Origin of the sequence: Lysinibacillus sp. FSL R5-0849 (assembly GCF_038595075.1) — a bacterium.
GTDB lineage: Bacteria > Bacillota > Bacilli > Bacillales_A > Planococcaceae > Lysinibacillus > Lysinibacillus fusiformis.
Window position 1 is genome coordinate 2,524,352 of sequence record NZ_CP152004.1, and the last position, 12,519, is coordinate 2,536,870.

General features: G+C 32.6%; 12 protein-coding genes and 2 pseudogenes. 4 read left to right on the forward strand and 10 right to left on the reverse strand.

The window, feature by feature from the left end; all coding sequences use genetic code 11:
- Positions 1-75: 75 nt before the first annotated feature.
- The 5 genes and pseudogenes from MKY80_RS12280 to MKY80_RS12300 form a co-directional block, all read right to left on the reverse strand.
- Positions 76-1,646: pseudogene (locus MKY80_RS12280) on the reverse strand (IS3 family transposase).
- A 187-nt stretch (positions 1,647-1,833) separates the two neighbouring features.
- Complete coding sequence (locus tag MKY80_RS12285) at positions 1,834-2,019, reverse strand: hypothetical protein (protein ID WP_276526274.1); 186 nt, start codon at positions 2,017-2,019, stop codon at positions 1,834-1,836.
- Positions 2,016-2,420, reverse strand: a complete 405-nt coding sequence (locus MKY80_RS12290) for a phage holin family protein (RefSeq protein ID WP_089987019.1) — start codon at positions 2,418-2,420, stop codon at positions 2,016-2,018. The genes MKY80_RS12285 and MKY80_RS12290 overlap by 4 nt, the downstream gene beginning before the upstream one ends.
- A 94-nt stretch (positions 2,421-2,514) precedes the next feature.
- Positions 2,515-2,892 (reverse strand): annotated as a pseudogene (locus MKY80_RS12295) (collagen-like triple helix repeat-containing protein); the annotation flags it as partial.
- A 219-nt stretch (positions 2,893-3,111) separates the two neighbouring features.
- Complete coding sequence (locus MKY80_RS12300; RefSeq protein WP_307723801.1) at positions 3,112-3,270, reverse strand: CD1375 family protein; 159 nt, start codon at positions 3,268-3,270, stop codon at positions 3,112-3,114.
- 18 nt (positions 3,271-3,288) lie between these two features.
- On the opposite strand from MKY80_RS12300, the gene MKY80_RS12305 reads away from it, so the two are divergent.
- Both MKY80_RS12305 and MKY80_RS12310 read left to right on the forward strand, forming a co-directional pair.
- Positions 3,289-3,540: a hypothetical protein gene (locus MKY80_RS12305; RefSeq protein WP_342529470.1), complete on the forward strand. Its 252-nt coding sequence runs from the start codon at positions 3,289-3,291 to the stop codon at positions 3,538-3,540.
- A gap of 129 nt (positions 3,541-3,669) precedes the next feature.
- Positions 3,670-3,840 (forward strand): Arm DNA-binding domain-containing protein, encoded by a 171-nt coding sequence (locus MKY80_RS12310; protein ID WP_107922627.1) that lies wholly within the window; start codon positions 3,670-3,672, stop codon positions 3,838-3,840.
- A gap of 1,096 nt (positions 3,841-4,936) precedes the next feature.
- Here MKY80_RS12310 and MKY80_RS12315 read toward each other — a convergent pair.
- The 5 genes from MKY80_RS12315 to MKY80_RS12335 all read right to left on the reverse strand — a co-directional run bounded on the left by MKY80_RS12315 (position 4,937) and on the right by MKY80_RS12335 (position 9,131).
- Complete coding sequence (locus MKY80_RS12315; RefSeq protein ID WP_090002718.1) at positions 4,937-5,392, reverse strand: GNAT family N-acetyltransferase; 456 nt, start codon at positions 5,390-5,392, stop codon at positions 4,937-4,939.
- 223 nt (positions 5,393-5,615) lie between these two features.
- Positions 5,616-6,338, reverse strand: coding sequence for a hypothetical protein (locus MKY80_RS12320; protein ID WP_090002719.1), 723 nt, complete (start codon positions 6,336-6,338; stop codon positions 5,616-5,618).
- Between the two features lies 1 nt (position 6,339).
- Complete coding sequence (locus MKY80_RS12325; protein ID WP_089987013.1) at positions 6,340-6,627, reverse strand: hypothetical protein; 288 nt, start codon at positions 6,625-6,627, stop codon at positions 6,340-6,342.
- Between the two features lie 544 nt (positions 6,628-7,171).
- On the reverse strand, positions 7,172-8,392 hold the full coding sequence (locus MKY80_RS12330) for a stalk domain-containing protein (protein WP_175445551.1): 1,221 nt from the start codon (positions 8,390-8,392) through the stop codon (positions 7,172-7,174).
- A gap of 490 nt (positions 8,393-8,882) precedes the next feature.
- Positions 8,883-9,131, reverse strand: coding sequence for a helix-turn-helix domain-containing protein (locus tag MKY80_RS12335; protein ID WP_258954752.1), 249 nt, complete (start codon positions 9,129-9,131; stop codon positions 8,883-8,885).
- Positions 9,132-9,840: 709 nt separating this feature from the next.
- Between MKY80_RS12335 and MKY80_RS12340 the strand changes: the two genes are divergently transcribed.
- Positions 9,841-10,485, forward strand: coding sequence for an SHOCT domain-containing protein (locus MKY80_RS12340; RefSeq protein WP_089987011.1), 645 nt, complete (start codon positions 9,841-9,843; stop codon positions 10,483-10,485).
- Between the two features lie 359 nt (positions 10,486-10,844).
- Positions 10,845-12,062, forward strand: a complete 1,218-nt coding sequence (locus MKY80_RS12345; RefSeq protein ID WP_090002753.1) for a type I restriction endonuclease — start codon at positions 10,845-10,847, stop codon at positions 12,060-12,062.
- Positions 12,063-12,519 lie beyond the last annotated feature (457 nt).

Here is a 12,519-nt window from a genome sequence, read left to right on the forward strand (position 1 = left end):
AAAAATAAATATAGACCAAGAAAGCAATTATGAACTGCCCCCCGTCAAGTAGACAGTGGAAATAATAAAAATGTATTAAGCGGCTTGAGTCCTAAATTCTAACGGACTCAAGCCGCTTAATCGTTTCTGATAACGATAGTAATTATAAAAATGAATATAATCATCAATCGCTAGTTTTAACTCTTCATATGAATTGTACTTATCTAAATAGTACTTCTCACACTTCAATGTGCCCCAAAATGATTCAATTGGTCCGTTATCAATACATCGACCAATACGGGACATACTCTGTGTCATATTGGCAGTTTCCACAATTCGCTTAAATTCCTTCGATGTATATTGAAAACCTCGATCACTATGTATTAATGACTGTTCGCCTGATTGTAATGATTGAATAGCTGATTTTATTGTTTTGAAAACAAGGGAATTATTATTCGAATGACCGAACACATAACTCACAATTGAACCATCATATAAATCGATAATTGCACTTAAATAAGCTTTTTTCCCATTTCCATACTTAAACTCTGTGACATCTGTACACCATTTTTCATTTGGCTTTTTCGATGTAAATGCTCGATTTAATCCGTTCTCCGCCACATGATGTGCTGGGGATTTACGATAAGGCTTGCGCTTTCTACGAATAACAGACTTCAATCCACTAATCTGCATTAAACGATAAATACGCTTTTCGTTAACCATCGTTTGATTATTTTCTTTTCGCTGACGATTGATGGTCAACGTTGTACGACGATAGCCGTAAATACCATCTACTTGTTGGTAAAGGAGATGAATGTCCTTTAAAATTGCTTCATTTTCAACTTCTCTGTTAGAAGGCTTGCGACTTAGCCACTTATAGTAAGCTGAACGCGAAACATCAGCTATTTCACATAGTAAAAGAATCGAAAGTTCTTTCTATGTAATTCTTGAATCGCTAAATAGCATTGCTGTAGACGTACTTGGCTTAGCGACGCCTCCTTTCGATTTCCTCTAACTTTTTTTAAAATAAATTTTCTACACGTAAACGTTCATTTTCACGTTCAATACGTTGAATCTCTAATTTCAATTTCTCCTCAACGGTTAATTCGACTTCATCTTTTGTGAGACCACGACGATCACGTAATCCCTCTTCACCGTTCGTTTCAAATTTCTTCGTCCGTTGATATACCTGTTGATACGAAACACCATAGGTGTGCGCTGCCAACTGATAATTTTTTCTGGTGCTTCAAACAGTACTCGACAATCTCAATACGTTCTTCAAAAGTTGTCTTTCTTCCTTCTGTCATAGCTTGACTCATTCCTTTACCTGAATCTTTTATTTCACTATGACTAGTATACTTTTTTACCCAGCTTTTTAAAACGGAGGTACTGCTAATCTCGTATTTCGCCAACACCTCCATCTGTGAATAATTTCGTTGAATGTAGTCCTCCACAGCCGCTAATTTTAACTCTTTTGAATAGAACTTACATGAAGTGGCTTCTTGTAATCCTTCACGTCCACCTGCCTCAAATTTCATTTTCCATCTATGAAAAGTTTGACGATCTATTGAAAACCTTTCACACAATTCATTGATAGAATAGTGACCTTCTTCGAACAATTGAAGGATATGTAGTTTCAACTCGAGTGGATGTTTGCTTCGCCCCATAAAAAATACTCCCCTTAGATAAACAGATTTTATTTTTTCATCTGTCTACCTAATAGGGAGCGTATCAATTAAGCTATCTTGGTCTTTACATTTTAATTACTACGCTGTGCAATAATAATTATCAAGCCTTCAAAATCACCACTCGTTATAGTACCATTTTCGAATTTAACTAACCAAGATTTATCAATCAAACCCTTATCGACTGCTTGTTGAATATAATCTTATTATTGCCAATCATATACGAAATTTCATTTTCTGCTATTGCATCATTGGCTGTATTGTGTACGGTAATGAACTGTGGTGCCATGGTATATGGAGCCTTTAATGAATACTTGTTTGAAGGTAAAAAAGTCTGTTTAAATACGTAGCTCATCTAACCTCACCCTCTCCTGTTTTATCCTTCACGATTGCTAAAATATTTTTAATGAAGTCAGGCATTGGCAAGCCCATCTTTGTTCCGTTTTCTGTAATTGAAATGAATTCTAGTACACAAAATGCAATAGCTGCCCCATCCCCTGCATACTCGATGCCAGGAATTACAACGGATAATAAGTAAACTGAGCCAACTAGCATTAAGTAATAAATTTTTCGAATGATACCGTTGAAGCCTGTACGACTGTTTAAATTTTGATTAACGATACCACCCATAATTCCTGTAAGGTAATCAATAGCCATAATTCCAATCAAAACAGTAACTGCCATTCCTAGACCATCCACTGAATATGAAATGATAGTGCCTATTGTTCCACTTACTACAGCAATCCATTTTTCCATATGAACACTTCCCTTTTCCCAATATAAAAGCCCTCCACAGATAGTTGTGGAAGGCAAAACAAAAGACACTCAATATGAGCGTCCTTTGTAAAATTTATTTCTTTGTAATACTCAATGAAGTAACCTTAGTCGGATCACCAGGAGTTAAAATAGCTACACCCAAAAGATTATATAATTGCAAACTTAAAGTATCACCAGCGTTTAAGTTTACTGTAGCTTTTTTAGTTAAATGATCCATAGCTGTTACTGGTACTATCACACTATCTGGCAGTTCAGTGCCATTTAACATTATTCTAGAATTTACCAATAAAGGTGTCGTGAGATAAACATGATACTCAAGTTCATAAGTTCCTGATTGTTGAACTGTAAAAGTAGTACTTCCTCCATTTACATTCACATTATTTAACTGTTGATCGTTAGGTAATGGGATATCTGTTCCACTCAATATCACAGCAATTACTGACCCACTTGTGTTTTTGGCAGAGTTTAAAACTGTACTATTCTCGTCTTATCCTTCTCTATCTCTAAGTTTTATAACGAGCCTTCACCGTACGAGCGACTTTCATCGCATACGGCGATCCGTCAGAAGTAGATATTATAACTTATTTCCCCTACTTTTAATTATATGCATAAATCAAAGAAAAAATATTGAGGAATGTTAATAGTTCTACAAAAATGTTAATGGTTTAGATTAATTTATAAAAAATAACGCTAGCTTATGCTGCGTTTTCTTAACTTCGTTATCGAGTAATGCTTGTACATCTTCACGCCATAATAATGGCACTTGGTCAACTGTTCTCAAATTCATTTTAATTAAATCCCAATATAATTTAGCCAATGGGAGATACAATTTAATCCGTTATGGAATGTGGATGCTAAAACTGATGCTGAAATTCGTAAGCTAGTTGCTGAAACAGATCAGATTTATTTACTTAATAACATCATAACGGCTGATGAAATGGAGGAATTGTTGATACATAATCATACAGCACAAACAATTATTCAAGTAATGCAAATCTTTAACGTAGAGTACGATTTTGCTTATAGAAGATTAACACAATATAACAATAATCATAATATGCAGAGGTTGCATAATATGTCATTTTTAAATATGAGATGAGGACAGTTCATAAGTGAGTTTAATATGGCTTATCTGCTTAATAGTTACTGTGAAAGGAGTGATGTTCTAATTGTCCTTAAACTCTAATTTATGTACCTGTCCGGGTCAGTTAGATAGGAAGTGGACAATATGGTTAGAAAGAAACTTAATAGTACTAAAAAGGAAAATATTTATTGGTATTATGATACAAATAAGAAAAAGAAATATGCCTTCCGTTACAAATTTTATGATCATACTGGTGTACGTAGAGAAAAAACAAGACAGAATTTTAGCACAAGCACAGAGGCTGAAAAAGCATAGCCCCTCCCCAACCCTTGATAATCAAAGGTTTTATAAAAAAATAACTATAAGCATAACTTATGACCTTGGTTGCTATCCTGATGTTTTTAATTTTTTGATGTGCATAATAAAAAGGGTTTGTTTTTAAAAGGGTTTCTATACCTATCTAACTAAGTGTATTTTAACTAGGGCACTTTTTGGGGTACTCGTAGTTTTTTTAAAAAAAGGTACCCAGATAAATGATAATAAAAAAAGGTTGGACAGGAACTATTTTATTAAATAGAAGAAAAAATTTTATTTACAGTAACTTTTACTTATGGATTATTATTAACCCATTTATAATTGAAAATTAAAAATCATTAATACTAGTCACTCGATTGCCTGTTGATTATTCAAATGACTGATTAATAATTTTCCAACCTGAGTTTTCAAAGCCATATTAGCATATCTGAGTACCACATCATTACCAGCTATAGCTATATGAACGTCACTAATGATTGAACTGCCATTTTTAGAATTAAAGATTTATGAAATAGTCGCCTTTGCTCAGGATTCAACATACAACTCCATCCTCTCAATAAGAACTTTCGTTTGCTTTTTATAGTACGAGTGTTTATATTTTGAGAAGTATTTTTTGTGGAAATAATTACATATATGAAATAGAGCAATACATTGTTAAGATATTATAGCTCAACATTCTATGCGAAATTCCCAAAATTGATATTGAGGTGATTTTTAAATGACGTTCGCATCGTTTGGACTATTATGTATACCCATTTTTTATCTTTATCAAATTATCTTTTACTTCTTTTTCAGAAAAAAAGAACCTAAAGAATCCACCTTAAAGTATTACAAATTTACCTGCGTGACCAATTTCTTGATTTTAAGTGCGACTAGTCCATTAGGGCTTTTTATCGGTGTTATGGCAACTGATAGCGGAGAAATCCCTATGGTTTCATTCATTTTAGGATTTTTATTCATCACTGGTTTACCATTACTTTTCTTCATTTGGTCACTTAAAGATTTTCTGGTTTTACATAAAGAAGTAAGATAGGCAGTAAATAAAAACATAAAAATGCCCATTACCAATTTAGATAACGGGCATTTACTTACATTATCAAATTGTTTTAGCCATTGTTATATTCGTAATTTCATAACCCATTTTTTCATATAACCCACGAGCTATTTTATTATGACCAAAAACGTTTAAACCAATTTTATTCATACCTAACTGTTTAGCAATAATTTCAGCTTCTTTCATTGCTTTCTTGCCATACCCTTGCCCTTGATATTGTTCAAAAATCACAAAATCATAAATAAAACCTTCATTAGGGGTTTTTTGCGAAATCCAAATCATTCCAACTAAAATATCGTCATGAAAGATAGACGATAAATGATTATTTTCGGTCTTCTCACCATTGGGTAGTAGTCGTTCAAATGATTCCCTCGACAAGTCAATCGCTTCATCTTCACTCCAATTTCCGGAAGCAATTTTGTCTTTTGCATAGTCTTCAATTGCATAACTAATATATTGTTTGAACTCTTCGTGGTTCATAGGTTTTAAAGAAATCACTTTATTTCCCTCCTAATCTATCCTTTAATCTTAACATTTTTTCAAGCTTTCCGTAATTACACTTATAATTAGTTTTTAGCACAACTCGGCACAGTGCATTGCTTTAGGTCTTGTTGTATAAAAATAGCCCTCCACAGATGAATGTGAAAGGCATAAAAAGGACACGTCAATCTGACGCATCCTTAACAAAAATTAATTTTATTACAACGGTTTATGTCCACTATTAAACAGTCTTCATTAATTTAAACACAGTCACTTTTTGATGGTCAACTAGTGGAACATGAACTTTATTTTGCAAGACTTTTAACATCTTTTCATTTTCTCCATCTACTACAAATGTAAGATACTTCATTTGTGTTCTCTTTAATTGTATCGATATAGCGTGCCAAAACAATGATAAGCTTCTTCCCAATGATTGATATCTTTCTTTAACAAAAAGATTATCATACATCAGCAATTGATTGGTAGATGGTAACACAACACACCAGCCTATTAACTCATTATGTCGGCGTAAAATCAAGCTATTATCTGCTATTGTTTCATAACAAAGTGGATGGTATCTAGTTGGAAACCAAACATTTTCACCTTTTCGAATAAAATCAACCTCTTGTGGTGTTAACTCTTGAATTGAATGAACAGTAAATCCTTCTTTTAAATGATTGCGACTAAAGATTGGCAGGTCTTTGGTTTTCAAAGCATCCAGTATAAAAACATGCTGGGATATTTCCTTCTTCCATTTACCTGCAGTTACCTCATTGTCTTTAGAAAATTGCACTTCAGATACTTGGACATAGATATCCTTATTACTTGTTCCATATTCAGCTGCAAAATGAGCTAACAGTTCTACTAGGTGTGAACTACCTACTTTAGTAGTAACGACAATATTTAATGAATTTTCTTGTTCATCAATTAACCATTCTTGTTCAATATTCTGTTGATATTTCACCTTATTCTACCACTGGTGTCACAGATTGTGATTCAACCTCTACACCATTTACACCTTTTAAGGATCCCTTAGTGTATTTTACTGTAGCCACTGTAGTTTTTGGTGTAAACTCTACAGTAATAAACTCATCATTTATTTGTTCTGGTGTAGATGGTAGGTTTGGGCGTAAAGTATTAAATGAAGAACCCATAAAATATTGGCTTGAAATATCTCCAAATTGAAATTCCCCTGCCACTACAGTCGAATCTTGAACAGGCTGTGAAAACTTTATTTCTGCCTTAGTGTACAAATTGTTAATATCCTTATAGATATAAATACTTGTTATTTGTGGAGCTACATTGCTATTCTCGCCTTATCCTTCTCTGTCTCTATGTTTTATAACGAGCCTTCACCGCACGGGCGACTTTCATCGCATACGGCGATCCGTCAGCAGTAAATATAGTACTTATTTCCCCACTACTAATTATATAAATAAATCTATGAAAATATACTGATGAATGTTAATAGTTCTTCAAAAATGTTAATGGTTTAGATTAATGCATAATGCTACGACTACTTGTTTTCGTTATCGAATAATGTTTGTACAGCCTCCCGCCACAACATTCATTATATTACCTCTTTATCTGCAATAGCTAATTAATTTTCTATTTTTTCTTGTTGTTATGCCTCTGCTGATTCAGCTAATGCAAGCTTTTGTGCATAGCCCTAATAGGTTGACTCAAACGATCTTCAATTAGTATCGCAGTGTGAATTGTTGCCATGATCTCACCTCTTTTTGGCATAAATAAAAAGAACACCATAAAATCACTGTTTTGGTGTTCTTGAGTTGCAAATTATAAAATGCCTTTATTTTTTAAATCTTCTCGATTAATGTAAGTATCTCCATTAAAAATTTTAAATCGTATTCCGTTAAAAGTAGTTTCAATATCTTTTTCATTATCCAGATAATCTATGGGCATATCTGGAACTTCGTATATTACTTTTTCAACAGTGCCAGTAAGAGGGCTAATTATTGAGAAAGCCATTATTAAAACGGTTTTATCCCCTACTCGTTTTGCATGTGCAGAGAAATCCATTCCCTCTGAATTCATATGAAACTCTTTCAATGAAATCCATTCATTGGGTTCTATGTTTTCTAAATCTATATCATTAAATGGATCTCTATCCATAATATTAATACCTTCTTTAACTTCTAGATATCTATCAACTATTCTAGTGGCTTCTTGTGAATATAAACCTTGGGTAAACCAATCCTGGTATGTTTCACCGAATGTTTTTGCTAACCAATTTTGATTTATTATACCGTCATTCTGCCCCAACAAACGCTCTAGCGTAGTAATATCTGAGAAAAAACTATATAGTTGACTTCTTGTATGAGTATAAGTTTTCCCATCGTATATCCAACTGATTTTCTCTTTCAAATCTTTCGGCTTTAAATCTTCATAGGTAACACTATAAGAAGAAGAGTTTCCAGTATAGTAAATAGAATAATGATTTTCATATGGATAACCAATTAACTTTTTATAATCAGAATATTTTCCTGTTCCATTGACTTCATAAATTTTTCCGAAATCAATACTATTTATATCTATGATAGTATCAAACTGAGTTGAAATGTTTGCTTGTTTGTCAATTATAGCTATATCTGTATCGATTAAAATGCTCTGGGTGGCACTATCCCATATAACATCGTGCCCAAAATATTCAGATATAAAGCGTAAAGGCACATAAGTACGATTCGATATTACTTGTGCAGGCGTGATTAAGTTTACAACCTTAGCATCAACTAATGCACTATTTTTCCCAATTTCTAAAATTATTTTATGGCCATCTTTAACAATTTCCACCTGTTGTTTTGATTGATTCCATTTTGTTTCGCCTTTTAAAGCGGTATTGATAGCACGTATCGGAACTAATGTACTACCATTAACAACTTTTGGTTGCACGTCCATTTCCACTTTTTTATTTTGGTAAAATACGTCGATTGCGAAAGCTGTAGTAGATATATTCAGTGTTATAACTACAGTGAATATAAGTATTAAAATTCTTTTCATAATACCCCTCCTTATACACAAATATACATAATAAGAAGAGATTACTCTATAGCTATCTAGCATAATTATCTAATTTTTAACTTTTCTTACCTTTTCGAGATCCACGTTTCACTTCGCGTCCCTGCTTTTTGTCATCTTCAATTTTGACTTACAGTGACCCGATGACACATGCTTTATCAGCCATTGATAGGGTACATTAGCCTGAATGACAAACGTGATATTGTTACCTTGTACGCCCTTGTATTTGGCTGTAGCGAAGTCGTTAGTAGCTGCCACAGCATTGAAAGGCATGTACAAATGAAACCCAAGTATTATATTCCTCACTCCAGTATCGTTTACTAAGCTCTTGGGTACTCTTTAAATCGCTGAAAAATCCACGATCATGATGATGTTATCTTCTTTGATTTTCCACTCTACCCCAAATAATTCACCTGTATAGATGACTTCTTTTTACGGCACTCTCCTCATATTGTTTGTGGATTTTGAATTGTTAGAAGGTAATTTTAAATAACGCCCCAACGTAAACCATGCATAACAAAATCACCAACAAAAAAATATCTTTTGCAACCTTATTTAAAGTTTGAGCAATCTGTAAAGCTAATTTAATACCAGGTTTTTGTCCATGAAGTTCACTATTTGTAATCGTTTGACGTGTTGTACCAGATCTTCGAGCCAGTTCTGAAACTGACATCCCTGTTTTCATCCTTATATCCCTTAGTTTGTTAACCAAGAATAACACCTACTGTGCACTTGGTGTAATACAAGGTTTACTTAATTGTCAACAATGATTAACATTTATTTTAGTTAAATTAAATACATAAATTATTTAAAGTATTGTAAAGTATGTATTACAGGTGGTGATTACATGAAAACACACTAGGTGAATTACTGAATGAATTAAGAGGTAGTGAGTCTTTACGAAACGCCAGTAAACGTATTGGTATTAGTCATACATACTTAGACACTATCGAAAAAGGATTTAATAGACGTTCAGGAAAACATGTAAACCCTACCCCTGAAACACTGAAACTTTTATCAAAAGCATACAATTAGGACTATAAAGAGTTAATAGTTAAGGCTGGTTACCTAGAACCAAATTCTACAGACGAAACCCAAACCGAAAATGACGAAGCAGAGTTCCAGGCTTTCGCAAACAATCCTACTCTTGAAAAATGGTACAAGGAGCTACCGAAATCAAAGAAGAGGACTTAGAAAAACTACGTAAGCTGTGGGAATTTTGAAGGATAAAGGGGAATTGTAATCGTTATTTGGAGAGAAACAAATAATCGATTTTTAATTAAAACTAAAAGTAACATAATAATAACTATGAAAAGGACATGTTATAAACATGTCTTTTAATAGCACCACTATTGGGAAATTTACTTATTTATGTTTATATACTATTCTTTTACCTAATCATTTCAGGAAAATAAATACGAGGTGACAAAATGAGCTTTTTCAAAAAAATAATGGGGACATTTGAAAATACTCCAGAAAGACAAGCTGTTATAGATGCAAAAGAACGTACAAAACAAGAGGATATCCAACAGCGAGAGAAATATGTGGGGACTAGTTTATATAGAGGGATGAAGTACACCTTTTATAAGCCAGCAATCGATTATTTCGAAAACACTGTGCAATTGGCCAATGAAATTGTACTCTCCTCTTTACCAGCTGAATACGATTTTGGAAATTTAGAAAAAAAAGGTCTTTTGATAGCAACAAATATGCGAGTGGTTTTTGTTACAAAAATTGGTAATCTCCAATTATATACACCATTTAACTATAAATATATGGAAGGAGTTTTACTTGCCTCTGATGGTATTGCTCAAAAAGAATTGACAATCCTCACTCCTGCTTTACGTGCAACATTTGATGATATTTTAAATGATGATCGTTTAAACAAGTTTATAGATGTTGTGCAAAAACAAATGCAAGATAGCAAAGATAACCCTCGTATGACTAATGATAAAAAGAAATTATCAACCTCAGCAGATCCATATAGTGACTTAGAAAAAATTGCGAATTTACGAGATAAAGGGATTTTAACTGAAGAAGAATTTTTAGAAGAAAAGAAAAAAATTTTAGGCTAATTCAATATGGCATGTGGAAGATAATAATCAATACTCCATTTCATTTACAAATATTTAGTAAAATTATTAAAAATATTTGAGAGCTAGGTAAGTTGTGAGAGATATTGAAAGATAAAGCTGAGCTTTAAAAGCTAATTGAACATTCTATTAACAGGACATGACATAAACATGTCCTGTTATAGCACCCTTATTAGGAAAATTACTTAATTATGTTATATTATTTTTTTGTCATCATTATAGGTATATTTACGCAAAAATTATTGACTACTGATATAAAAAATGGATTTAATCCAATGAGAAATTTTTATTCCGAAGTTTGCGACTTGTATTATTTCAACACAAAGGGAGAGAGTGTTCAAATGAATCTAAAAGAAACTATAGAATTATTAAACAACGTGATATCAGAAAATAGTGAACTAATTAAAAACGAAGAATCTACAAAACAATTTCTTGTTTTACCATTACTTAAAGGGTTAGGTTACGATACCTATAGCCCCCAAGAAGTCACTCCAGAATTCACAGCTGATTTTCATAAAAAAAATGAAAAAGTGGACTATGCTATTTCAATCAATGGGCAACCTCGAATTTTTATTGAGGCAAAATCGATCAATATGAAAATTAATAAAAGCGCCCCACAATTAAGTAGATATTTCAGCACATTCCCTAGTGTGAAATTAGGTATCCTAACAAATGGAATTGAGTATCACTTTTTTACTGATTTAAATAACTCAAATATAATGGATTCTAAGCCCTTTTTTATCTTCAATATTATAAATCATAATGAAGAAGATTTTGAAAATCTGATTAAGTTTTCTAAAAATTTATATGATGAAGAAACAGTAAAAATCCTCGCTGAATCGTTAATATATTTTCAATCATTTAAATCTGTAATAAAAGAAATTTTTGAATCCCCAAATGATGATTTTATCAAATTTGTTATTAAAGAACGGTTTAAATTTAAGGTAACTCAACAGTTTATTAACACCTCTCGCCCTTTAATAGTGAAGAGTATTCAAGAGGCAATATCTGAAGTAATTAGTGAAAAATTTAATATAGATACATCACGATCTTCTCAAGAGATTGCTGTTACTAGCATAGAAGATGTTACAAAAGAAGAGAAAAAAGTTTACTTCACTCAGGATGAAATTGACTCACTAGGGAAATTTGAAGAATTTGAGGGAGTCACGATTGTATTACCCAATCCAGACTCTTACATAAAATTACTAAAGTTAACATCTGAAGAATACTCAGTTGAAAAAGGTAATCCATTAAGTGATTTCTTTATTTCTTCGGTTGTAACACAGGGTTCTACAATTGTGGGGTATTTAGTTGGTCAGTATGTTAATCAAAAGGAAGATATAAAACTATATACAGTTAAATCAAACGAAATAGCAAAATTTTTGGATGAAAACCCTATTCTTAAAGAGACTGGTTTCATTAACGCCCGATTAGGTTCCCGATTTAATAAAAATAATAATGAGACTACGTACTTCTTAAAAAGTTGTCTAAATAATCTTTCATTTAGAGATATACCTAACCTTATTTCTAAAATTGAAGACACAGAGAAGTTTTTTTAGAAACATCAAGTAGTCGAATTCCTATATGACAACCTGAAAAAAAGTCGATGCTGAGTTCAAGGCTTTCGCCAACAACCAAGAGACTTTAATTGCAACAATTGCCAAATACCTTTTATTCAATCATTAATCTCCAAGTAACCCCACTTCCCAAAAGTGGGGTTTTATTGTACTCTCAAACAAAACTTACGTTCTTAATTTCTTATTAGAGGTTGATTCACTTCCACTATACTCACCTTGAAGATTATGTCCAACAGCTTTACACTCGTTTGGACATTATGGACCCTGTCCTACTGAATTTTGAAGAAATAGCCTTTAGAATGGGCTTGAAATTTTTTATTGGTCAGATAAGAGTCAAGCCTTATTTATTGATGGTCGATATTATATTTTCCTTAATAAAAACCAATCGCCACAGCAACAATGGCAAAATTTTTGACATGAGCTTTCACATGCCCTATTT

Coding starts and splice junctions, on each gene's coding strand:
- MKY80_RS12285 (WP_276526274.1), bottom strand. CDS start 2,019: ATGAGCTACGTATTTAAACAGACTTTTTTACCTTCAAACAAGTATTCA.
- MKY80_RS12290 (WP_089987019.1), bottom strand. CDS start 2,420: ATGGAAAAATGGATTGCTGTAGTAAGTGGAACAATAGGCACTATCATT.
- MKY80_RS12310 (WP_107922627.1), top strand. CDS start 3,670: ATGGTTAGAAAGAAACTTAATAGTACTAAAAAGGAAAATATTTATTGG.
- MKY80_RS12330 (WP_175445551.1), bottom strand. CDS start 8,392: ATGAAAAGAATTTTAATACTTATATTCACTGTAGTTATAACACTGAAT.
- MKY80_RS12340 (WP_089987011.1), top strand. CDS start 9,841: ATGAGCTTTTTCAAAAAAATAATGGGGACATTTGAAAATACTCCAGAA.
- MKY80_RS12345 (WP_090002753.1), top strand. CDS start 10,845: ATGAATCTAAAAGAAACTATAGAATTATTAAACAACGTGATATCAGAA.